The sequence below is a fragment of the Pseudomonas sp. H3_A02 genome, assembly GCF_054671965.1.
The window spans coordinates 3302080-3328622 of sequence record NZ_CP162807.1 but is presented as its reverse complement, the minus strand read 5'-3'; the positions used below and the strand labels follow the sequence as shown (position 1 = coordinate 3328622).

Here is a 26543-nt window from a genome sequence, read left to right as displayed (position 1 = left end):
TGCCCTGTTCCAGCAGGCGCGCTTCGATTTCTCCCAGTTCGATACGGAACCCGCGGATCTTCACCTGATGGTCGATGCGCCCGAGGTATTCGAGGATGCCGTCGGCACGCTGGCGCGCCAGGTCACCGGTGCGATACAGACGCTCGCCGGCGACAAACGGATGGGGCACGAAACGTTCGGCAGTCAGCGCCGGGCGCTGGAAATAACCCCGGGCCAGGCCCTGGCCGCCGATCAGCAATTCACCGGCCACGCCATAGGGCACCGGCATCAGATCGGCGCCGACGATGTACAGCGCGGTGTTGTCGATGGGTCCGCCCAGCCACGGTTGCGCAGCCTGGGTTTGCAACGGGTGCAGGGCCGACCAGATGGTGGTTTCCGTCGGGCCGTAGAGGTTCCACACTTCACCGCCGAGGGCGAGCATGCGCACGGCCAGTTCCCGGGGCAGCGCTTCGCCACCGCACAGGCACTTGCAGCCGCGCAAACCCTCGGCGTGCTCGTTGTCCAGCAACATGCGCCAGGTCGACGGGGTGGCTTGCACCACGTTGACCTGCTCCGCCGCGATCAGCGCCAACACCGCGTACGGGTCCTGGGCGACGTGCTGGCCGGTCAGCACGATGCACGCGCCGACCATCAGCGGCACGTAGATTTCCAGGCCGAAAATATCGAACGAGAACGTGGTCAGCGACAACGCCCGGTCCTGGGCCGTCATGCCCGGCGCCTTGGCCATGCTCGCGACAAAATTGGTCAGCGCGCCGTGGCGCACCATCACGCCCTTGGGCTTGCCGGTGGAGCCGGAGGTGTAGATCGCGTAGGCCAGGTGCTCCGCATCCAGGCGCGTCGCCGGCGCCTCGCAGGCATAGCCGTCGAGCCAGTCACCCTCCTGGTCCAACACCAATGTCTTAACGCCAACACCGGCCCCTGTGGGAGCGAGCTTGCTCGCGATAGCGTCGGCACACCCGGCATCATCATTGACTGAACCACCGCTATCGCGAGCAAGCTCGCTCCCACAGGACAGGGGCAACTGGTTGAGCAGCGAGCTTTGGGTCAGCAGCAGCTCGATGCCACTGTCTTCGATCATGTACGCCAGGCGGTCCTGGGGGAACGCCGGGTCCAGCGGCAGGTAGGCGCCGCCGGCCTTGAGGATCGCCAGCAAGCCCACCAGCATGTGAGCGCTGCGTTCCACGGCAATGCCGACCAGGACATCGGGGCCCACGCCGAGGCTCTGCAGCTTCCCCGCCAACTGATTGGCCCGGGCATTGAGTTGGCCGTAACTCCAGCGTTCGCCGTCGATCACCAGCGCCGGGGCGTCCGGGGTGCGCGCCGCTTGTAGCTCGAATAGCTGATGGACAAAACCCGCCTCGGGTGCCGGCGACGGGGTGCGCTGGCCGTCGTCGAGCTGGGCCTGGCGTTCGGCCGCGTCGAGCAACGGCAACTCACCGATGCGCTGCGCCGGGTCGGCGACGATCGCCCGCAACAGGTTCTGCCAATGCCCGGCCATGCGCGCAATCGTCTCGGCACCAAACAGATCGGTGGCATAGATCAGCCCTGCCGAGAGCCCTTCGCCGTGCTCCAGCGTTTCCAGGGTCAGGTCGAATTGCGCCGTGTGCGAGTCCCAATGCAGCCCCTCGACTTTCAACGCACCGACCGGCCCCTCGCCCGCCGGGCCTTCGGTCCGGTGGTTGAACATCACTTGGAACAGCGGGCTGTGGCTCAGGTTGCGCTCAGGCTGCAACGCCTCGACCAGTTGTTCGAACGGTAACTCCTGGTGAGCCTGGGCGCCCAGGGCTGTTTGCTTCACTTGTTGCAGCAGGGCACCAAACGAATCCTGGCTCTGGATATCGCTGCCCTGCACTTGGGTATTGACGAAAAAGCCGATCAGGCGCTCGGTCTCGACCCGGTTGCGGTTGGCCGTCGGCACGCCGACGCGGATATCGTTCTGGCCGCTGTAGCGATGCAACAGCGCCTGGAACGAGGCCAACAGAAGCATGAACAGGCTGACGCCTTCGCGCTGGGCCATGTGCTTGAGGTCGCCGGCCAGTACCGCATCGATGGCAAGTTCGAGCCGCGCGCCGCGATAGCTCATCACCGCCGGACGCGGGAAGTCAGTGGGCAATTCCAGCACCGGTTGCTGGCCACCCAAGCGTGCGGTCCAGTACTCCAACTGGCGTTCACGCTCACCCGCTTCCATCCAGTGCCGCTGCCAGATGGCGTAGTCGGCGTACTGGATCGGCAGCGGCGGCAGTTCCGGCGCGTGGCCCTGGCTGAAGGCGGCGTAGCCGTTGACCAGTTCCTCGACCATCACCTGCATCGACCAGCCATCGGCAACGATGTGGTGCAAGGTCACGATCAGCACATGGTCATCCGCCGCCAACCGCAGCAGGCGTGTGCGCAGCAACGGCCCTTGTTGCAGGTCAAAGAGCTGGCGGGTTTCAGCTTCGATCAACTGGCGCAGTTGCGTCTCGTCCGGCCGTTGTTCCAAAGTGTCTGCCTGCAAACGCACCGGCGCCGCCGCATGCACTTGCTGCACGACCTGCTCGCCCTGGGTCTGGAAGGTGGTGCGCAGGCTCTCGTGACGCGCCACCAACGCCGTGAAACTCTGCTCCAGCGCAGCGATGTCCAGCGGCCCACGCAAGCGCAGGGCCGTGGGCATGTGATAAGCCGCGCTCTCGGGGTCCAACTGCCACAGGAACCATTGGCGTTCCTGGGCAAACGACAGCGACAACGTGTCGAACTCGGCACTGACGGGCGCAATGGGCAGGTTCGCCGGGGAAACGTTCTCTTCGAGCATCTTCTGCAAGTACAAGCGACGTTTTTCCAGCGGCAGCGTTATGAAGCGCCTGGCAATACGTTGTGCGACAGCGGTGTCCATCAAACCTCCTCAAATTCATCGAGCAGCGCTTCAAGCTTGCTCAATTTCGACGTACTCATGGGTTCGCCGGCAGGCTCGAGTTGCGCCACGAACGCGCCGAGTACCGGGAATTGGAAAATCAGTTGCGGGGTCAAGGTCAGGCCCAGTTCCAGTTGCAGGCGCGAGACCACGCTCACCACCAGCAGCGAATGCCCGCCCAGCTCGAAGAAGTCGTCGCCCAGCCCGACCTGCTCGACCTTGAGCACGTCTTGCCAGATGGCCGCGACCCGGCATTCCAGGTCGCTCTGCGGTGCGAGGTAAGCCGACTGCAGAGCACGGGTGTCCGGTGCCGGCAAGGCCTTGCGGTCGAGCTTGCCGTTGGGGGTCAGCGGCAAGTGGTCGAGAAAGACCCAATGGGTCGGCACCATGAAGTCCGGCACCTGGGCCGCCAGTCGCGCCTTGAGCCGGTCGCTCAGGCTGGCCTGCTCAAGAGGGCTGTCGAGCGTGCTGTCCTGGCCGACCAGGTAGGCCACCAGGTTCGGCCCGCTCACGTCGTCCCGCGCCAGCACCACCGCATCGCGCACATCGGCATCGGCCTGCAGGCGCGCTTCGATTTCCCCCAACTCGATGCGCAGGCCACGGATCTTCACTTGATGGTCGATCCGGCCGAGGTACTCGATCACCCCTTCCGCGCCATAACGGGCCAGGTCGCCGGTGCGATACAGGCGACTACCCGGGGCTGGCGCGAACGGGTCGGGGATGAAGCGCTCGGCGCTCAGTGCCGGTCGTTGGTGGTAACCACGGGCCAGGGAATCACCGGCGATGTGCAACTCGCCGACGGCGCCCACGGCGCAAGGCTGCAACGCCGCGTCCAGCACGAAGGTGCGCACGTTATCGATGGGACGGCCAATGGCGATGATCCGCTCGGCGTCGTCTTCGCTGCCGCGCACCACGGCATGGCTGCTGGTGTCGATGGTCGCTTCGGTCGGGCCATAGAGGTTGCGCAACTCGCCATCGAACAGCGCCATGACCTGGCGCGACAAGTGCGCGCTGAGGGCTTCGCCACCGCACAGCAGCAGGCGCAGGGAGGCCAGTTGCTCGCGAGTCGCCAGGGGCAGCAACGCTTGCAACAGCGAAGGCGCCATTTGCAGCACGCTGATGCGCCAGCGCGCCACGTCGGCCCAGAGGGTGGTCAGGTCGAGGTTCAGCTGCGGGCTGGCGAGCACCAGTTGCGCGCCGCTCATCAACGGCAGCCAGAACTCCCAGACCGAGGCATCGAAACTGATCGCGGTTTTTTGCAGGACGCGGTCATCGGCGGTCAGTTTCAGGCAACCTTGCATCCACGCCATGTGATTGCTCAGGGCGGCATGGCGAAGGGTTACGCCCTTGGGCTTGCCGGTGGAGCCGGAGGTGTAGATCACGTAGGCGAGATTCTCGCCGTCGATGATTACGCCCGGGTCGCGTTCGCTGTAGCCGGCCAGCCATTGGTCGGGCTGATCCAACAGCAGCGCGGCCACGGCAGCGTCGCCGAACAGCGGCAGCACATCGGTTTCAGTGAGCAGCAAGGCGATGCCGCTGTCCTCGACCATGTACGCCAGGCGATCCTGTGGATAAGCCGGGTCCAGCGGCACATAGGCACCACCGGCCTTGAGCACCGCCAGCAAGCCGACGACCATCTGCACGCTGCGCGACAGCGCCAACCCCACCAGCACGTCGGGGCCGACGCCGCGTTCGATCAAGCCATGGGCCAGGCGATTGGCCCGGGCGTTGAGCTGGGCGTAGGTGAGCGTCTCCTGCTCGCTGACCAGGGCGAACGCGTCGGGGGTACTGCGGGCCTGGGCCTCGATCCATTGATGGACCGGGCGCCGAGGCGGTTCCACCACCGAGGTGGCGTTCCAGTCGTGCAGCAGCCTGTCGCGGGTCACCTCATCCAACAGCTGGATGTCGCCCACGCAACGGTCGGCCGGCAGGCTCACCATTTGTGCGAGCACGTGGGCCACCTGCTCAGCCAGGCGCTCGACGGTGTGTGTAGGGAAAGCAGCATGGGCATAGGTGAAGTGCAGGCTCAGGATGTCAGTTAGATTGACGGCCAGGGTCAGCGGGAAATTAGTCTGTTCCTGGCTGGCCACACTGCCGAAGCTCAAGCCCGAGGGCGCCTGCGCTTGCAGGGCCTGGGACACGGGGTAGTTTTCGAACACCAGCAAGGTGTCGAACAAACCGTCACCGCCCTGCCCGGCCCAGCGCTGGATCTCGAACAACGGCGTGTGCTCGTGCTCGCGCAAGGCCACGTTCAGGCCCTGGATCTGTTGCAGCAGTGCGCTCAGCGGTTGCTCCGGACGCGGGCTGGCGATCACCGGCAAGGTGTTGATGAACAGGCCGATCTGCTGCTCAACCCCCTTGAGCTCGCTCGGGCGTCCCGACACGGTGGCGCCGAAGGCCACGGTGGCATGCCCGGTGTAGTGCTGCAGCAGCAACAGCCAGGTCGCCTGGACGACGGTGTTGAGGGTGACTTTCTGCTGACGGGCGAACTCGCTCAGGCGTTGGGTCTGCTGGGGCGTCAGGTCGTGATAGTGGCTGGCATGGCTGCTTTCCAACGTCGATTGCAGCGGCGCGAAACCGGTCTCGGCCAGGCGGGTCGGCGCCTCCAGGCTTTGCAGCTGCCCCAGCCAGAAGGTTTCGCTGGCCTGGGCGTCGCGGCCTTGCAGCCAGGCGATGTAGTCCCGATACCGCCCGGCCGGGCGCGGCAGGGCCTGGCTGTCATAGCGTTGCAGCACTTCGCCGAGCAACTGTGAGTTGCTCCAGCCGTCCATCAGGATGTGGTGATGGGTGTAGATCAGGTGGTAACGCCGCTCAGCGGTGCGCACCAGCACCAGGCGCAGCAACGGTGCGCAGGCCAGGTCGAAGCCCTGCTCGCGCTCGGCGTCCGCCCGTTCGGCCAGGGCCTGGGTGACATCGGCGCGGGCGCTCCAGTCCAAGGAAATGAACGGCACGCGCACCTGCTTGTGCACCACTTGCACCGGGCGCTCGCTGCCCTGCCAGATAAAACTGCTGCGCAGACTGTCATGGGCATCGACCGCCGCTTGCCAGGCCGCCTCGAAACGCCGCGGGTCGAGGCCGTCGATGTCCAGGCGCATCTGGTTGATGTACTGGCCACTGCCCGCTTCGTACAGGCTGTGGAACAACATGCCTTGCTGCATCGGCGCCAGCGGGTAAAGGTCTTCCACCCCGCGCGCCGACACCGCAAGGCCATCGAGTTGCGCCTGGGTCAGGCCGGCCAAAGGGAAATCCGCCGGCGTCATGCCCTGGCTCGTCGGGTCGCAGCAATGGGCGATCAACAGCGCCAGCTCACGGGCGTAGTCATCGGCCAAGCGCTGGATGGTCGCCGGCTCGAACTGTTGCGCACTGAACGTCCAGCCCAACCGCAGCGCGCCATCGAACACCTGGCCGTTGAGCGTCAGCCAGTTGCCCAGGTTGGTCAGCGGGCTCTGCTCGTCACCGGCGCTTTCGCTGGCCGGGCTGAACAGCGCGCCTTGGTCCTGATCGAAACTGCCGTCGAATTGACCGAGGTAGTTGAAGGTGATGCGCGGCACCGGCAAGGCTTCCAGGGCCGCCCGACAGGCATCGTCGCCCAGGTAGCGCAGCGCACCGAAGCCCACGCCTTTGTCGGGAATCGTCCGCAGCCCTTGCTTGATCGACTTGATCGAGTCCGCCAGTTCGACGGCCGGCGACAACCGCACCGGGAACAGGCTGGTGAACCATCCGACCGTGCGGGTCAGGTCGACGTTGGCGAATAGCTCCTCGCGACCGTGGCCTTCGAGCTGGAGCAACAGGCTGTCGTGGCCGGTCCAGCGGCAGATCACCCGAGCCAGGGCCGTGAGCAACAGGTCGTTGACCTGGGTGCGATAGGCCGCTGGCGCTTCTTGCAGCAATTGCCGGGTCAAGTGCGCGTCCAGCCGTGTATGAACGGTGATGGCCTCACGGTTTTGCCCGATCGCCTCCGGGTCGAGGCACGGCAGGTCGGTCGGTGCGTCGTGCAGTAGCCCTTGCCAGTAGGCCAATTGCTGCTGCAGTTGCGCGCTGCGAGCATGGGCTTGCAGCTGCTCGGCAAACGCCTTGACCGAGCTGGTCTTGGCCAGCAATTGCAGCGCTTGGCCGGCGAGCAACTGCTGGTAGGCGGTTTGCAGGTCGTCGAACAGAATTCGCCACGACACACCGTCCACCGCCAGGTGATGAACCACCAGCAACAGGCGCTGGCTGCCATCGGCCAAGGTCGCCAGCACCCCGCGCAACAGCGGCCCGGTGTCCAGGTCGAGGCTGCGCTGGGCCTGATTGGCGAGGGTTTCCAGCGCGCTGGCATCGGCCACGTCACGTTGCCACAGCAAACCGTTGCCCGCCCAAGCCTGTTGTTGCGCCGCCACCTCACGATGCTCGGCGCGCCAACCTTCGGCGGTTTCACGGAAAGACAATCGCAAGGCGTCGTGGTGCAGCACCAACGCCTGCAGGGCCTGCTCCACCACCGACGCTTGCAACGGACTGGCCGGTGTCAGCAGCACCGACTGGTTGTAGTGGTGACGCTCGGGAATCGCCTCGGCGAAAAATGCCTGCTGGATCGGCAACAACGGTGTCGCCCCTTCGGTCGGCGCCTGATCGATGGCCGGCGCCTGTCCACCGGTCTGGGCAACGCTCGCCAGCGCCTGCACGGTCTGGTGCTGGAACAAGTCCTTGGGGGTAAAGCGGATGCCCGCCTGACGGGCGCGGCTGACGACCTGGATGGAGACAATCGAGTCGCCGCCCAGCTCGAAGAAGTTGTCGCTCAAGCCGACCCGCTCCACTTTGAGCACGTCCTGCCAGATTGCCGCGATCTGTTGTTCCAGCTCACTTTGTGGCGCCACGTAGGCCTGCTGGACCTGGCTGGCGTCGGCGGTTGGCAAGGCCTTGCGGTCGAGCTTGCCGTTGGCGGTCAGTGGCCATTGTTCGAGGAACAGCAGGTGCGTCGGCACCATGTAGTCGGGCAGCTCGGCCTTGAGCTGGGTCTTGATCTGCTCGCGCAGACTGGCTGGGTCTTCGGTGGTGTGGACCGGGATTACGTAAGCCACCAGTTGCTGCCCGCTCGGCCCTTCCTGGGCCAACACCAACGCTTCGCGTACCGATGCCAGGGCATTCAGGCGCGCTTCGATCTCGCCCAGTTCGATGCGGAATCCACGGATTTTCACTTGATGGTCGATGCGACCGACGTACTCGATCACGCCATCGCTGCGGTACTGCGCCAGGTCGCCGGTGCGGTACAAGCGTGCGCCACTGTCGCCGAACGGGTCGGGGATGAACCGCAACGCCGTGAGGTCGCCGCGATTCAGGTAGCCCCGGGCCAGGCCGGCGCGACCGACGTACAGCTCTCCGATGCAGCCTTTCGGCACCGGATTCAAATCGCCGTCCAGCAGGTACCACGACAGGTCTGCAATCGGTTCGCCAATCGGGCTGCTGGCGTCCTGCTCCAGGTCCGCCAGCGACAGCGGACGGTAGGTCACATGCACGGTGGTTTCGGTGATGCCATACATGTTGATCAGTTGCGGCGCCGCATCGCCGAAGCGCTCGAACCACGGACGCAGGGACTTGACGTCCAGCGCCTCGCCGCCGAACACCACGTAGCGCAAGGCATTGGCCCGGTCATCAGCGCAGGCTTCGTGCATCAATTGCTTGAACGCCGAGGGCGTCTGGTTGAGCACCGTCACCCCGGCGTCGCACAGCAACTCGTGGAACTGCTGCGGGGAGCGGCTGATGTCGTATGGCACGATCAACAGCTCGCCACCGTGCAGCAGCGCGCCGAAGATTTCCCAGACCGAGAAGTCGAACGCGTAGGAATGGAACAGGCTCCAGACATCCGCCGCGCCGAAGTTGAACCATGGCGCGGTGGCCTCGAACAGGCGCAGCACGTTGTGATGCGGCAGCAAAGTGCCCTTCGGGTTGCCGGTGGAACCGGAGGTGTAGATCACATAAGCGAGGTTTTCGGCGTCCATCGCCACCTGCGGATCGCTGCCGGCGAATGCACTGACGTCGGCGTCCAGCAGTAGCGTTTGCACACCGTCCGGCACCGGCAGTTGATCGACCAGGGCCGCTTGGGTCAGCAGCAAGCGGATGCCACTGTCCTGCATCATGTAGGCCAAACGGTCCTGGGGATAAGTCGGGTCCAGCGGTACGTAGGCACCGCCGGCCTTGAGGATCGCCAGCAGGCCGACCAGCATGTCGAAACCACGCTCGACCGCCAGCCCCACCAATACATCCGGGCCAACGCCGTGGGCGATCAACTGATGGGCGCGACGGTTGGCCTGGGCGTTGAGCTCGCCGTAGGTCAGGGTTTGGGCGTTGAAACGCAAAGCGACGGCACCAGGACGCAAGCGCGCCTGTTCGGCGATGCGCTGATGCAGGCAGGCCTCGCCTGGGAAGCTGCGCGGTGCCGGGTTCCATTGGGCGATGTGTTGCTGTTGCTCGGCGGCCGTCAGCAACGGCAATTCACCAACGCGTTGGCGAGGATCGGCGACAATGCCGTGCAGCAGGTTCAGCCAGTGCTCGGCCAGGCGTTGCACGGTGCTGGCGTCGAACAAGTCAGTGGCATAGGTCAGCGCCGCACTGAGTTCACCCTCGGCTTCCAGGGTGTCGAGGGTCAAGTCGAACTGGGCGGTCTGGCTTTCCCAGTCCTGGGTCTTGATCACCAGTCCGGGCAGCGCCGGGAGTGCCTGGCGCGCGACGCTCTGGTGGTTGTACAACACTTGGAACAACGGGCTGTGGCTCAGGTTGCGCTCAGGCCGCAGGGCCTCGACCAATTGCTCGAACGGCAGGTCCTGATGGGCCTCGGCGCCGATGGCCTCCTGTTTGACCTGCGCCAGCAACGCACTGAAACGCTGCTGCGGATCGACCTCGGCCTTGAGCACCTGGGTGTTGACGAAGAAGCCGATCAGGCCTTCGGTCTCCACCCGGTTGCGGTTGGCGATGGGCACGCCGACACGGATGTCCGACTGGCCGCTGTAGCGATGCAGCAAGGCCTGGAACGACGCCAGCAAGACCATGAACAACGTGCTGCCTTCGCGCTGGGCCAGCTGTCGCAGTTGTTGGCCCAGAACCTGCGGTAAGTCGATAGCCAGGCGGGCGCCGGCAAAGCTCTGCCGGGTCGGGCGCGGCCGGTCGGTGGGCAGCGTCAGCAACGGCTGCTCCCCCCTAGCACATCGGTCCAGTACGCCAGTTGCCGTTCCCGTTCGCCGGCGTCCATCCACTGACGTTGCCACACCGCGTAATCGGCATACTGGATCGGCAGCTCGGCCAGTGCCAAGGGCTCGCCCTGGCTGCACGCGGCATACCCCTGGATCAGTTCCTGCACCAGCAATTGCATCGACCAGCCATCGGAGACAATGTGGTGCTGGGTCAGCACCAGCACATGCTCGTCGGCCGCCACCCGCAACAGGCCGACCCGCAGCAGCGGGCCGTTTTGCAGGTCGAATGGCTCGGCGATCTGCTGGCGGACGAAGGCCTGGATCTGTTCGTGACCACCGTCGAGAATCCGCGGGATCACCATCGGGTTCATCTGCTCGTGAATGACTTGGAACGCTTGCTCATCGACCTGGACGAAGGTGGTACGCAGGCTCTCGTGGCGCTGCACCAGGGTGGCGAAACTCTGTTGCAAGGCCTCCAGGTCCAGATCGCCCTGAATCCGCAGCGCCGCCGGAATGTGGTACGCCGCGCTGTCGGGCTCCATCTGCCAGAGGAACCACTGGCGTTGCTGGGCGTAGGACAGCGGCAGCCGCGCCTCGTCCCGGGCAAGCCGCGGGATGCTCGCCGGCCGTGCCTCGTCGCCGTCCACCAGCGCGGCCACACAGGCCTCCAGGCTGGCGTTCTCGAACAACTGGCGCAGTTGCAGGTTCAGGCCGAGGGCCTGGCGAATGCGCGAGACCATCTGCGTCGCCAGCAGCGAATGGCCGCCCAGCTCGAAGAAGTTGTCGCTCAAGCCGACCCGCTCCACTTTGAGCACGTCCTGCCAGATCGCTGCGATCTGTTGCTCCAGTTCACTTCGCGGCGCCACGTAGGCCTGCTGGACCTGGCTGGCGTCGGCGGTTGGCAAGGCCTTGCGGTCGAGCTTACCGTTGGCGGTCAGCGGCCATTGCTCGAGGAACAGCAAGTGCGTTGGCACCATGTAGTCCGGCAGCTCGGCCTTGAGCTGGGTCTTGATCTGCTCGCGCAGGCCGGCTTCGTCCTCGCCGACTTGCGCCGGAATCACGTAACCCACCAGTTGCTGCCCGCTCGGCCCATCCTGGGCCAGCACCAACGCTTCGCGCACCGCTGCCAGGGCATTCAGGCGCGCTTCGATCTCGCCCAGTTCGATGCGGAATCCACGGATTTTCACTTGATGGTCGATGCGACCGACGTACTCGATCACGCCATCGCTGCGGTACTGCGCCAGGTCGCCGGTGCGGTACAAGCGTGCGCCGCTGTCGCCGAACGGGTCGGGGATGAACCGCAACGCTGTGAGGTCGCCGCGATTCAGGTAGCCCCGGGCCAGGCCGGCGCGACCGACGTACAGCTCTCCGATGCAGCCTTTCGGCACCGGATTCAAATCACCGTCCAGCAAGTACCACGACAGGTCGGCAATCGGTTCGCCAATCGGGCTGCTGGCCTCCTGCTCCAGGTCCGCCAGCGACAGCGGACGGTAGGTCACATGCACGGTGGTTTCGGTGATGCCATACATGTTGATCAGTTGCGGCGCCGCGTCGCCGAAACGCTCGAACCATGGTCGCAGGGATTTGACGTCCAGCGCCTCGCCACCGAACACCACGTAACGCAAGGCATTGGCCCGGTCATCAGCGCAGGCTTCGTGCATCAATTGCTTGAACGCCGAGGGCGTCTGGTTGAGCACCGTCACCCCGGCGTCGCACAGCAACTCGTGGAACTGCTGTGGGGAACGGCTGATGTCGTATGGCACGATCAACAGCTCGCCACCGTGGAGCAGCGCGCCGAAGATTTCCCAGACCGAGAAGTCGAACGCGTAGGAATGGAACAGGCTCCAGACATCCGCCGCGCCGAAGTTGAACCATGGCGCGGTGGCCTCGAACAGGCGCAGCACGTTGTGGTGCGGCAGCAAGGTGCCTTTCGGGTTGCCGGTGGAACCGGAGGTGTAGATCACATAAGCGAGATTCGTAGCGTCCATTGCTACGTGCGGATCGCTGTCGGCAAACGCACTGACATCAGCATCCAGCAGCAGCGTCTGCACGCCATCCGGCACCGGCAATAGATCGACCAGGGCCGCTTGGGTCAGCAGCAAGCGGATGCCGCTGTCCTGCATCATGTAGGCCAAACGATCCTGGGGATACGTCGGGTCCAGCGGCACATAAGCACCGCCGGCCTTGAGGATCGCCAACAGGCCCACCAGCATGTCGAAACCACGCTCGGCCGCCAGCCCCACCAGTACATCCGGGCCGACGCCGTGGGCGATCAACTGATGGGCGCGACGGTTGGCCTGGGCGTTGAGCTCGCCGTAGGTCAGGGTTTGGGCGTTGAAACGCAAAGCGACGGCACCAGGACGCAAGCGCGCCTGTTCGGCGATGCGCTGATGCAGGCAGGCCTCACCTGGGAAGCTGCGCGGTGCCGGGTTCCATTGGGCGATGTGTTGCTTTTGCTCGGCGGCCGTTAGCAGTGGCAGCTCACCGATGCGTTGCCGGGGGGTGGCGACAATGCCGTGCAGCAGGTTCTGCCAATGCTCGGCCATGCGTTGCACAGTACTGGCGTCGAACAGGTCAGTGGCGTAGCTCAGGGACGCGGCCAGCTCACCGTCGGTCTCGTGGGTGTCGAGGGTCAAGTCGAACTGGGCAGTGTGGGAGCTCCAGTCGAGGCTCTCGACCTGCAACCCCGGCAGTTGCAGAGCCTGGGCTGTGCCGCCGCTCTGGTGGTTGAACATCACCTGGAACAGCGGGCTGTGGCTCGCCTGTCGCTGCGGTGCCAGGGCCTGCACCAACTGCTCGAACGGCAGGTCCTGATGGGCTTGCGCCCCCAGCGAGGCTTGCTTGACCTGCGCCAGCAATTGCGCGAAAGGCAGATCGCCCCGCACCTGGGCATTGAGCACTTGGGTGTTGACGAAAAAGCCGATCAGGCCTTCGGTTTCCGGGCGATTGCGGTTGGCGACCGGGACGCCGACACGGATGTCCGACTGGCCGCTGTAACGGTGCAACAAGGCCTGGAACGACGCCAGCAAGACCATGAACAACGTCGAGGCTTCGCGCTGGGCCAGGTGTTTCAGGCCCTGGGTCAGCCCGGCGTCGAAGCGCAGGTCCAGGCGTGCGCCGTGATGGCTTTGCCGTGCCGGGCGCGGGCGGTCCGTTGGCAACGGCAGGACTTCGCCGCCATCGCCCAACCGTTCGGTCCAGTAGGCCAGCTGTCGCTCCAGCTCGCCGGCCTCCATCCATTTGCGCTGCCAGATCGCATAGTCGGCGTACTGGATCGGCAAGGGTGCCAGGGTCGGTGCGTGACCGCTGCGGTGGGCGGCGTAAAGTTGGACCAGGTCGTTGACCATGATCCGTGCGGAGGCGCCATCGCAAATGATGTGGTGCTGGGTCAGCACCAGCACATGGTCGTCGGCAGCCAATTGCAGCAGCTTGACCCGCAGCAACGGTCCTTGCTGCAGGTCGAACAACCCGCAGATTTCGTCGTCGATCAGCGCTTTGAGCGCGGCCTCATCCGCTGCTTCCGGCTCGATCGCCAGGCTCAAACGCGCCTGCACCACTTGTTGGGGTCCTTGCGGGCTGTCGACGAACACCGTGCGCAGCACGTCGTGACGGGCCAGCAAGGCGTCGAAACTGCGTTGCAGCGCGGGCAGGTCGAGGGCACCGCGCAGGCGCAGCGCCGTGGGCACGTGGTAGGCGGCGCTGTGACGGTCCAGTTGCCAGAGAAACCACTGGCGCTCCTGGGCGTAGGACAGGTCCAGGGTCTCGAATTCGTCGCGCATCGCCGGGATCGGCAACGCCGCCAGGCTCATGTTCTTGCTGTGCAGCTTGTGCAGGAACGCTTGCCGTTGGGCAAGCGGTAAACGGATGAATCGCTGAACCAGAGACAGGTTATCGAGCTGAGTCATTCAAAGGGTCTCCAGGTCTGCCAGGAAATCATGCATCTCACTCAGGTCGGCGCTGGAGTGAGGGGTCAGGTGGGCTGCCAGTTGTGCGGCGTAGTCGGCCAGGGACGTGGTGCTGAACAGCAAGTCCAGGGGCACCGCGGCGCCTTGCTGCATTTGCAGGCGCGCGGTCGCTTGCGTCGCCAGCAGGGAATGCCCACCCAGTTCAAAGAAGTTGTCGTCGCGCCCTACCCGTTCGAGCTTGAGCACGTCTTGCCAGATGTCGGCGATGCCCTGTTCGAGCGCGCCTTGTGGCGCCACGTAGGCACGCAGCAGTTGCCGGGCGTCCGGCAGCGGCAGGGCCTTGCGGTCGAGCTTGCCGTTGGGGGTCAGCGGGAAGCGTTCGAGCAACAGCCAATGCGCCGGCATCATGTAGTCGGGCAGCAACGGCGCGAGCTGCGCCTTGAGGGTTTCGCGCAGGGTCGCAGGTTCCGCAGTCTCTGGATGGGCGGCAATCAGGTAGGCCGCCAACTGCAGGCCACCCGGCCCTTGCTGGGGCACCACCACGGCTTCGCGGATCGCGTCCTGGGCCAGCAGGCAGGCTTCGATTTCCCCCAGTTCGATGCGGAAACCGCGGATCTTCACTTGATGGTCGACCCGACCGTTGTACTCGATCACGCCGTCGCCACGCTGGCGCGCCAGGTCACCGGTGCGGTACACCCGCGCACCGTTGCCGAACGGGTCCGGCAGGAAGCGCTCGGCGGTGAGCGCCGCCCGGTCGTGGTAACCCCTGGCCAGGCCGTCGCCGCCAATCAGCAGTTCGCCGATCAGCCCGACCGGGTTCGGCGCGAAATGATCGCCGACGATGTACAGCGACGTGTTGGCAATCGGCCGGCCGAGGTACGGCACGCGTTGCTCTTCAGTCAAGCGGTACGCCGCTGACCAGATGGTGGTTTCAGTCGGGCCATACAGGTTCCAGACCTCGCCGGCGACATCCAGCAGCCGCTCGGCCAGGTCCTCGGCCAACGCCTCGCCACCGCACAGGCATTTGCGCCCGGCCAGCAAGACGGACGCCGGGTGGTCGAGCAACATGCGCCAGGTCGACGGCGTGGCCTGGACCACGCTGACCTGTTGCCAGTCGATGGTCTTGAGCAGCGCCTCGGGGTCGTGAGCGCTCTGCTTGTCCACCAGCACCACGCAGGCACCGCTCAGCAGCGCGCCGTACAGTTCCAGGCCGAAGATATCGAACGAAAACGTGGTCAGCGACAGCACTCGATCACCGGCCGTGATGCCCGGTTCGCGGGCCATGCTGGCGACGAAATTCACCAGCGCCCCATGTCGCACCATCACGCCCTTGGGCTTGCCAGTGGAGCCGGAGGTGTAGATCGCGTAGGCCAAGTGCTCCGCGTCCAGACGCGTCGTCGGCGCCTCGCAGGCATAACCGTCGAGCCAGTCACCCTCCTGATCCAACACCAATGTCTCGACCCCAACCCCGGCCCCTGTGGGGGATAGCCTGTGGGAGCCAAGCTTGCTCGCGATAGCGTCGGTACACCCACCATCACCATTGACTGAACCACCGCCATCGCGAGCAAGCTTTGCTCCCACAGGCTCGCTCCCACCGGACAGCAGTAGCTGGTTGAGCAGCGAACGTTGGGTCAGCAGCAGTTCGATGCCGCTGTCTTCGATCATGTGCGCCAGGCGGTCCTGGGGGAACGCCGGGTCCAGTGGCAGGTAGGCGCCACCGGCCTTGAGGATCGCCAGCAAGGCGACAACCATCTCCACGCCGCGCTCCAGCGCGACACCGACCAATTGATCGGGCACCACGCCCTGTTCGATCAAGCGATGGGCCAGGCGGTTGGCCCGGACATTGAGTTCGGCGTAGCTCAGCGCCTGCTCGGCGAACACCAGCGCCGTGGCATCCGGCGTTTGGCGGGCCTGGGCCTCGAACAGCCGATGGACGCAACGCGCCTGTGGATAACTGGCTGCGGTGGCGTTCCAGCCTTGCACGTGCTGGCGGGTTTCGCGCTCGTCGAGCAAGCTCAGCTCGCCCAAGGAACGTTGCCCGGCGTCGGTCATTTGCAGCAGCAAGCGTTGCAGGTGCAGGCCGATCTGCTCGACAGAGGCCTCGGTGAAACTGGCGCACTGGTAGCTGAACTGCACCGCCAACTCGGCACCGAGGCTGACCAGCAGGGTCAGCGGATAATTGGTCTGTTCCAGGTTATCCACGGCACCGAAACGCAAGCCTTCAGGCGCACCCTGCTCCAAGGCTTCGGAAATCGGATAGTTCTCGAACACCAGGATGTTGTCGAACAAGGCTTCGCCGCCCAGGCCAGCCCAGCGCTGGATATCGAACAGCGCCGTGTGCTCGAACTCGCGCAAGGCCAGGTTCTGCGCCTGGACGCTGTGCAGCCAGTCGCCCAGGCTCTGTTCCGGACGCGGGCTGGCGATGACCGGCAAGGTGTTGATGAACAGACCGATCTGGCCCTCGACGCCCACCAGGTCCGCCGGCCGCCCCGCCACCGTCGCGCCGAACGCCACGCTGGACTTGCCGGTGTAGCGCTGCAACAGCAACAGCCAGGCCGCTTGCACCAAGGTGTTGACGGTGACTTTGGATTCCCGGGCGAACTCGGCCAGGCGTTGGGTCTGCTGCACATCCAGCTGTACGCGGTGATGGCCGTACAGCTTCGCCGAGGCGTCCTGCGCCGGGCGCGCAAACACCTGGGCCAGGCGCACCGGCTCGTCCAGCGTGCGCAACTGTTGCGTCCAGAACCCTTCGCCGAGGCTCGCGTCCTGGCGTTGCAGCCAGGCAATGTAATCGCGATAACGGCCAGCCGGACGGGCCACGCTGTCACCGCGGTAGTGCTGCAACACTTCGCCGAGCAACTGCGCACTGCTCCAGCCGTCCATCAGGATGTGATGGTTGGTGTAGATCAGGTGATGCCGATCAGTCGCCGTGCGCACCAGCACCAGGCGCATCAACGGCGCCAGGGTCAGCTCCACACCCTGGGCACGCTCTTCGTCGGCAACCGTTTGCAGGGCGTCCTCGATATCAGTCCGCTCACTCCAGTCGAGCACACGGAACGGCACCTCGACTTGACGCTGGACGATTTGCACCGGCTGCGCCAGGTCGCCCTGCCAGAAGAACCCGGTACGCAGGATGTCATGGGCATCGACCACCGCTTGCCAGGCCGCGCGGAAGCGTTGCGGATCGACGCCCTCGATATCGAGGCGCATCTGGTTGATGTAGTCGCCGCTGCCTTGCCCTAGCAGGGAGTGAAACAGCATGCCCTGCTGCATCGGCGACAGCGGATAGAGGTCGTCGATGGCTTGGGGATGTCGGACCAGGGTGTCCAGTTGCGCCTGGGTCAGCCGCGCCAGCGGGAAATCCGACGGCGTCACGCCACCGCTGTGGCTGTCGCAGCAATGGGCAATGAGCGCCGTGAGTTCTTGCACGTAGTCATCGGCCAGGCGCTGGATGGTCGCGGTATTGAACAGGTCGCCGCTGAAGGTCCAGCTCAAGTCCAGCTCACCGCCGAACACTTGGCCGTCGAGGGCCAGCGGGCTGCCCAGCGGGCCTTGCAGGTTCACTTCTTCACCGCCGCGCTCGGTGGTGGGCACGAACAAGGCATCGTCGGCGCTATCGAAACTGCCGTCGAACTGACCGAGGTAGTTGAAAGTCAGTTGCGGTTTCGCCAAGCCTTGCAGGGTTTGACGCGCATGTTCATCGCCCAGGTGCGCCAAGGCCCCGAAGCCAATGCCCTTGTTGGGGATGGTGCGCAGTTGTTCCTTGATCTGCTTGAGCGAGGCGCCGAGATCGGCAGCCGGGGTCAGTTTCGCGGGGAACAGGCTGGTGAACCAGCCAACGGTACGGCTCAGGTCGACGTGGGTGAACAGATCTTCACGACCGTGGCCTTCGAGCTGCACCCACACGCTGTCATCACCGGTCCAGCGCACGATCACCCGCGCCAGCGCCGTCAGCAGCAGGTCGTTGACCTGGGTGCGATAGGCCGCCGGGGCTTGCTGCAGCAGTTGCCGGGTGAGGGTTTTATCCAGTGCCGTGCGGATCGTCACGGCTTGGCAGTGTTGCTGGCCGCCCTGGGGATTGTCCCACGGTAACCCCGCCGAGGCGCCTTGCAACTGTTGCTGCCAAAAGCCCAACTCAGCCTGCAAGGGCGCGCTGGCGGCGTAGCCCTGCAATGTTGCAGTCCAGGCGTTGACCGCGCTGGTCTTGGCCGGCAGTTGCACCGCCGCGCCGGCGAGGGTCTGGCGATAAGCGCTTTGCAGGTCTTCGAACAGAATCCGCCAGGACACACCGTCCACCACCAGGTGATGGACAATCAGCAACAGCCGCTGCGTGCCATCGGCAAGGTTCGCCAGCAGCGCACGGATCAGCGGCCCGCCCTCCAGTCGCAGGCTGCGCTGGGCCTGGTTGCCCAGCACTTCCAGTGCAGCGAGATCGGTGACGTCGGCTTGCCAGAGCAGCGTGCCGGCGGCCGGCGCCTCGACATCACGATAACGCGCGATCCAACCTTCGCCCTGTTCGATAAAGTCCAGGCGCAGGCTGTCGTGGTGCACGACCAGCGCATCCAAGGCCCGTTCCAGCGCCTGGGCATCCAACGCCTGGGTCGGCTTGAGCATCACCGACTGGTTCCAGTGATGGCGGTCGGGGATCGGCTGGGTGAAGAACCATTGATGAATCGGCAACAGTGCGGTTTCGCCGGTCACGGGTTGCTGGTCGATCAATTGCACAGGCGCGCCCGTCTGTACCACGGCGGCCAGGGCCTCGATGGTCTGGTGCTGGAACAAATCCTTCGGCGTGAAATGGATACCGACCAGCCGTGCGCGACTGACCACCTGGATCGAGACGATGGAATCGCCACCCAGTTCGAAGAAGTTGTCCCGCAGGCCCACTTGCTCGAGCTTGAGCACGTCTTGCCAGATCGATACCAGTTGCTGTTCCAGAGCGCTGCGCGGTGCCACGTAGGTTTGCTGCAGTTGACTGACATCGGGCTTGGGCAGGCTCTTGCGGTCGAGCTTGCCGTTGGGGGTCAGCGGCAGGCGGTCGAGCAGCAGCAGATAGGCCGGGACCATGTGCGCCGGCAAGGTCGCCTTGAGTTGTTCGCGCAGGAGCTCGGCGAAAGCATCACCCACGGACTCATCGGCCACCACGTAGGCGACCAGGCGCTTGCCACTGCCAGCTGCCCCTTCCTGAGCCACGACCACCGCTTCGCGCACGCCGTCGAGGGCTTGCAGGCTGGCTTCGACTTCACCCAGTTCGATGCGGAAGCCACGGATCTTCACCTGGTTGTCGATGCGGTCCAGGTAATCGAAGGTGCCGTCGGCGCGCTGGCGCACCAGGTCGCCAGTGCGGTACAGCAAGCCGCCTTCAGTGCTGAACGGATCGGCGACAAAACGCTCGGCGGTCAGGCCCGGACGGTTCAGGTAACCCCGGGCCAGCCCACTGCCGCCAAGGTACAGTTCACCGGCCATGCCTTGGGGCAGCAGGTTCAGGTCGGCGTCCAACACATAGGCACTGCGGTCGCCAATGCGGCTGCCGATGGGCGCATAGGCAGCACCACACGCCACCTCGCGACCGGCCTTCCAGATCAACGGGGTGACCACGGTTTCGGTCGGGCCGTAGCCGTTGATGATGAAGTCCGGATCCAGGGCCCGCTTGACCCGTTCGAAGCTGGCGTTAGGCACCGCGTCGCCGCCGAAGCAGTAGATGCGCACCTTCGGCGGGTTACCCTCGCGCTCGGCGTGTTCGGCCAGTTGCTGCAGGTACACCGGTGGGAACGCCACCACCGTCACACCGTGCTCGCGCATCGCGTTGTAGGTCTGCTCCGGGGTCCATAGGCTGTCATCGCGAATCAGCAGCGAGGCACCGTGGGTCAGGCTGGTGAGCCAGCGCTCATGGGCACCGTCGAAGGCGAAGGACATGAAATGGAATTCGCAATCGCTGTCGCGCATCTCGTAGCGCTCACCGATGGCCTGGCAATGCATCGCCAGAGGACCATGGGCCACGCTCACACCTTTGGGATTGCCAGTGGAACCAGAGGTGTAGATCACATAAGCGAGGTTCTGCGGATCGACGCTGGCCGACGGTGCATCTGCCGATTGCTGGCTCAAGTCCAGGCGATCGAGTTCCAGCACTTGATCGGCGCCCTCCAGCGGCAATTGCGCCGACACTCGGGAATCGGTGAGCAACAGCGCCAGCCCCGAATCCTCGATCAGGTAGGCCAAGCGTTCCCGTGGGTAACTGGTGTCCAGCGGCACATAGGCCGCACCGGCCTTGAGCACCGCCAGCAGTGCGACAATCACCCCTTCGCTGCGCGGCAGGGCCACGCCGATCCGCGTTTCCGGGGCCACGCCACGGGCAATCAAGGCGTGGGCCAACTGGTTGGCGCGCCGGTCGATGTCACCATAGCTGAACCGCTGGCCGTCGAAGATCACCGCCGTCGCGTCGGGCTTGAGCGCCGCCAGATGGGCGATGCGCTGGTGTACGGCGATGTCGGTCGGGTATGGCTGCGGGTGGTTGGCAGCCTGTTGCGCCCTGTGTTCCTCGTCATCGGCCAGGGCGATCTCGCCGAGGCGACGCTCGCCGGAGTCAGCAAAGCGCTCCAGCAGGTGCAGCAGTTGTGCACTCAGGCGCTCAATGGTCGCGACGCTGAAATGCGCCTGGTCGAAACTCATGTGCAGCGCCAGCGTCTCGCCCAAGGTCACGCCCAGGGTCAGCGGGTAGTGAGTCTGATCCTGGTTGGCAACTTCGCCGAATACCAAACCTTGGGCGGTGCCACGTTGCAACGCCGCGGAAATCGGGAAGTTCTCGAACACCAGCAGGCTGTCGAACAGCGCACCACCGCCCTGCCCGGCCCAGCGCTGGATGCTCGCCAGCGGCGTGTGCTCGAACTCGCGCAAGCTCAGGTTCTGTGCCTGCACGGCGGCCAGCCAGGCCGCGACCGTCTGGTCCGGGCGGGAGCCTGCGATCACCGGCAAGGTATTGATGAACAGACCGACCTGTTGCTCGATGCCCACCAGCTCCGCCGGCCGCCCGGCCACGGTGGTGCCGAACGCCACACAGGCGCTGCCGGTGTAACGCTGCAACAGCAACAGCCACGCCGCTTGCACCAGGGTGTTGACGGTGACTTTCTGCTGGCGGGCGAACGCGTTGAGCCGTTCCGTGCGCGGCGCGGCCAGCGTGTAATGCTTGAGCGCGTGGCCGCTTTCGCTGCGCACTTCAGCACTCGCCGCCGCAGCGTTCGCGAGCACGGTCGGCTCCTGCAGATCGGCCAGTTGCTCCAGCCAGAACGCTTCGCTAAGGGCGGCGTCCTGGCGCTGCAACCACTGGATGTAATCGGCGTAGCGGCTGACCGGGCGCGGCGGTTGTTGACCGGCATAACGTTGCAGGACTTCACCGAGCATCTGCGCGCTGCTCCAGCCATCCATCAAAATATGGTGGTTGGTGAAGATCAGGTGATGACGCTCATCGCTCAGTTGAATCAGCGTGACCCGCAGCAGCCCGGCCTGGGTCAGGTCGAAGCCCCGGGCCAGGTCAGCGGCAATGAAATCCTTGAGGGCCTGGGCGGCGTCATGGCGTTCGCGCCAATCGAGCACGGTGTAGGGCAGCGCCAGACGGCGGTGGATGATCTGCAACTGTTGCTGCAACTCGCCCTGCCAGATGAAGCCGCTGCGCAGGATCTCATGGGCATCCATGGTCGCCTGCCACGCCGCACGGAAGCGCTCGGGGTCCAGGCCATCGACATCCACGCACAATTGGTTGATGTAGGTACCGGTGCCCTGCTCGTACAGGGTGTGAAACAGCATGCCTTGCTGCATCGGCGACAGGGGATAAATGTCTTCAATGGCGGCAGCCGGCACGGGGATCGCGTCCAACTGCACCTGGGTGATGCGCGCCAGCGGGAAGTCCGACGGCGTGGTGCCCATGGAATCGGCCTGGCAGCAATGGTCGATCAGCGCTTCCAGTTCACGGGCATAGTCATCGGCCAGACGGGCGACAGTCGCCTCGTTGAATTGCTCATGGCTGAACGTCCAACGCAAGTCGAGCTCGCCATCGTAGACCTGGCCTTCGACACCCAGCCAGTTGTCCAAGGGCGTATCAAGGCTCTGCTCCAGCCCAGCGCTTTCGCCCGCGGGGCTGAACAGCGCCCCTTCCCGGGCATCGAAACTGCCATCGAACTGGCCGAGGTAATTGAAGGTGATGCACGGCAATGGCAAGGCCTTGAGACGGGCCCGTGAAGTGTCGTCGCCGAGGTAGCGCAGCACACCGAAACCAATGCCCTTGTTCGGGATCGCCCGCAGCTGTTCCTTGATCTGCTTGATCGCGGCACCCACGCTATCGGCCGGGGTCAGCCGCACTGGGAACAGACTGGTAAACCAGCCGACCGTGCGGGTCAGATCGACGTTGCTGAACAACTCTTCGCGGCCATGGCCTTCCAGTTGGATCAAGGTGTCGGCATGCCCGGTCCAGCGACAGATCACCCGTGCCAGGGCGGTCAGCAGCAGGTCGTTGACCTGGGTGCGATACGCTGCGGGAGCCTGTTGCAGCAATTGCTGGGTGAGGGTTTTGTCGAGACGGCTGTGCAGCACTTTGGCGTAACGGCTTTGCCGGCTGCCTTGGGGGTTATCCCACGGCAGATCGACCACAGCGCCTTGCAGTTGCTGCTGCCAGAACGTCAGTTCGGCCTGCACGCTCTCAGTGCTGGCGTAGGCCCGCAAATGTTCGCCCCAGGCCTTGTAGGCGCTGGTCTTGGCCGGCAACTTGATGACGGCGCCAGCGCTGGCCTGTTGATAAGCCCGTTGCAGATCTTCCAGCAGGATGCGCCACGACACGCCGTCCACCGCCAGGTGGTGCACGGCCAACAACAAACGTTGGCTGCCATCGGCCATGCTCGCCAGCACCGCCCGTAGCAGCGGGCCATTTTGCAGGTCGAGGCTGCGCTGGGCCTTGACACAGAGAGCTTCCAGCTCGGCGGTGTTCAGGTTGTCCGCCGTCCACAGCAACTCAGGATCGACCGCGATCGGTGCCACCTCTGCACGCCAGCCGTCAGGGGTTTCGATGAAGCGCGAACGCAAGGCATCGTGATGCGCCAGCAGTGCGTTGAGGGCCTGTAGCAGCGCCGGTGCCTGCAACGTTAGATGGCTGCGCAACAAGACCGCCTGGTTCCAGTGGTGACGCTGGGCAATGGCGTCCTCGAAAAACACTTGCTGGATGGGCAGCAACGGCTGCTCGCCAATGACCGGTCCCTGATCGATGACCAGCCCACTGCCGCCCTGCTGCGCGACGCTCGCCAGGCCTTGCACGGTTTGATGCTGGAACAGGTCACGGGGGGTGAAATGGATCCCGGCCTGACGCGAGCGGCTGACCACCTGGATCGAGATGATCGAGTCGCCACCCAGCTCGAAAAAGTTGTCGGTCAAGCCGACCTGTTCAAGCTTGAGCACGTCCTGCCAGATGGCGGCGATGCCTCGCTCCAGTTCACTGCTAGGGGCGATAAAGGCCTGTTGCAGTTGGCTGGCATCCGCTGAAGGCAAGGCCTTGCGGTCGAGCTTGCCGTTGGGACTCAGCGGCATTTGCCCAAGGAACAACAGCTGGGTCGGCACCATATAGTCCGGCAGGCGGTCCTTGAGTTGCGCCTTGAGGGTTTCCCGCGCCGCGCCCTGTTCATCCGCCGAGGCCGACACCAGCGATGTGTCCTGGGGCACCACATAACCCACCAGTTGCAGGCTGCTGCCGCCCTGCACCGCCAGTACGACGGCTTCACTGACCGCCGCCAGTTCCAGCAAACGTGCTTCGACCTCGCCCAACTCGATGCGCAAGCCGCGGATCTTCACTTGATGGTCAACGCGGCCCACGTATTCGATTTCGCCCAAGGCATTGAAACGCGCCAAGTCGCCGGTGCGATACAAGCGCGCACCGCTGGTGGAAAACGGATCGGGGATAAAACGTTCGGCGGTCAACGCCGGGCGCTGGAAGTAACCGCGCGCCAGCAACTCGCCGCCAATCAGCAGCTCGCCGGTCACCCCCACCGGCGTAGGTGCGAGGTGCGCATCGAGCAGATAGGCATGCCGGCCTGGAAGCGGCTGACCTATGGGCAAGGTCAGCGGCAGTGGCCGGCGATTGAAGACATAATCGCTGCAATCGAGGGTGGTGGCCGTGACCGTGGCTTCAGTCGGGCCGTAGGTGTTGAGCAGCTTGACCTGCTCCAGCCCGGCCCGGCGCCAGGCCTGCACGCCTTCGGGCGGCATGGCTTCACCACCGCTGTGCACTTGGCGCAGCGCCGCATAGTCACGCGGACCGACAGCGGCGAATTCCTTGGCGATCATGTTCCAGTAAGCGGTGGTCAAGTCCATGACCGTGATGCCCTGCTCGACGATCTGGCGATACAGGGTTTCGCTGTCCCATACCTCGTTGCCCCGCAGCACCACCGAGGCGCCACAGGTCAGCGGGCCGAACAGTTGCTCGCCAAAGGCATCGAAGTTGAACGTCGCGAATTGCAGCACACAGTCGGCGCGGCTCAAGCCGTAATAGTACTGCGAGGCGAACGCGTGCTTGCTCAGCGCACCGTGGCTGATACCGACACCTTTCGGCCGTCCGGTCGAGCCGGAGGTGAACATCACGTAGGCCAGGCTTTCGGCCCACACCTTGCGTTGCAGATTGCCTGGCTCAGCGCTCTCCCAGGACTCGGCCTGATCCAGGCATAGGCAACGCACGCCGTCGGGCACAGGCAGTCGTTCAAGCAGATGGCTTTGGCTCAAGAGCAAACGGCTGGCGCTGTCTTCGATCATGAATCGCAGGCGATCGACCGGGTATTGGGGGTCCAACGGCACGTAGGCACCGCCGGCCTTGAGCACGGCAAGAATGGCCACCACCAGGTCCAGGCTCCGGTCGACGGCGATGCCCACCAACACGTCAGGACCGACACCCGCCGCCACCAACGTGCGCGCCAGGCGATTGGATCGAGCGTTGAGCTGGCCATAGCTCAATCGTTGTCCATCGCAGATCAAGGCGATGGCGTCCGGGCTGCGTTCAGCTAGCAACTCGAACAGCTCATGCACCGGGCGCTCACTCGGCCAGGTCGTGTCGTGGCGCCCCCACTCCGTCACCAACTGCCGATAGTCGGCCGGCGCCAACAACGCCAGTTCACCGACACGCTGCTGTGGGTCGTTGACGATGTTGCGCAACAGCAGCGTCCAGTGCCGGGCCATGCGCTCGATGGTGTCGGGGTTGAACAAGTCACTGGCGTAGGTGAACGCCGCGTGCAAGTGCCCGCCCTTTTCGTAGGTATCCAGGCTCAGGTCGAACTGGGTGCTGCGGGATTCCCACTCGATGACGCCCAACTCCAGGCCGCTGCCGACTTTCAGCGTGGTGACGTCGGCCACTTCCGGCTGGTGGTTGTACATCACCTGGAACAACGGGTTGTAGCTCAGGCTGCGCTCGAGCTTCAGCGCCTCGACCAGCCGTTCGAAGGGCAGATCCTGGTGGGCCTGGGCACCGAGGGCGGTTTCCTTGATGTCGCGCAACAGGTCGTCGAGGCGGGTCTGGCCGTCCAGTTGCACCCGCAATACCTGAGTGTTGACGAAGAAACCAATCAGCCCTTCGATTTCCCGGCGGTTGCGGTTGGCGATCGGGACGCCGACCCGCAAGTCGTCTTGTCCGGTGTAGCGATGCAGCAGGATATTGAAAGTCCCCAGCAGCAGCATGAACAACGTGACCCCATGCTGGCGGGCAACGCCGCGCAGTTGCTCGACCAACGCGGCGTCCACCACGTGCTCCAGGCGACGACCGCGATAGCTCGGCAGCACCGGACGTGGATAGTCGATTGGCAGCTCCAGCACCGGGTGCTCGTCGCCCAACTGCGTTTGCCAGTAATCGAGTTGACGCTGCAGCTCGCCGGCCTCCAGCCAGCGCCGCTGCCACAGGGCGTAGTCGCTGTACTGGATCGGCAAGTCGGCCAGTTGCGGGGCAACGCCCGCTTCATGGGCGTCGTAGAAACGGATGAACTCGTCGATCAGCACGTTCATCGACCAGCCGTCGGAGACGATGTGGTGCAAGGTCAGCAGCAGGACATGTTCCCGCTCATCGAGCGTGAGCAGTTCGACCCGCAGCAAAGGGCCGCTGGACAGGTCGAAGGGTTGCAGCGATTGGGCTTCGGCGGCCTGGCGCACTGCCTGCTCGCGTTCGGCCGCCGGCAAGGCGCTGAAGTCCTTGCTTCCGATCACCAGCGCGGTGCTGGAGGGCACTTGCAGCAGGCTGTCGTCGGCCTGGCGCTGGAACACCGTGCGCAGGGTTTCATGACGGGCCACCAGGCTGGCGAAAGCTTGCTCCAGCGCCGGCAGGCTCAACGCGCCTTTGAGCCGCACCGCTCCCGGCAGGTTGTAGGCACTGCTGTCCGGCTCCAGTTGCCAGAGAAACCACATGCGCTGCTGGGCATAAGACAACGCCTGGCGATCCTCGGCCTCGACGCCCCGGGGAATGGGAAAACCGCTGAACTCCACGCCCTCCTTGGCCAACGCGGCCAGGAACATCCGGCGCTTTTCCAGGGGCAACCCGATAAACCGGCGAGCAAGTTTCAAGGCGTCTTCAGCATTCAT

General features: G+C 64.8%; 2 protein-coding genes and 1 pseudogene (1 of these 3 running past the window's edge). All 3 read right to left on the bottom strand.

Translation table 11 applies throughout. From position 1 onward, the window contains the following. A protein-coding gene (locus AB4N80_RS14770; RefSeq protein ID WP_460090472.1) for a non-ribosomal peptide synthase/polyketide synthase crosses the window boundary here: on the bottom strand, positions 1-2869 show its 5' portion. 9653 nt of this gene lie to the left of the window's left edge; the window shows 2869 of its 12522 coding nt (coding positions 1-2869); the start codon lies at positions 2867-2869; the stop codon falls past the left edge of the window. Beyond that, positions 2869-13955 (bottom strand): annotated as a pseudogene (locus tag AB4N80_RS14765) (amino acid adenylation domain-containing protein). The gene AB4N80_RS14770 and the pseudogene AB4N80_RS14765 overlap by 1 nt, the downstream one beginning before the upstream one ends. Continuing rightward, positions 13956-26543, bottom strand: coding sequence for a non-ribosomal peptide synthase/polyketide synthase (locus AB4N80_RS14760; protein WP_460090474.1), 12588 nt, complete (start codon positions 26541-26543; stop codon positions 13956-13958).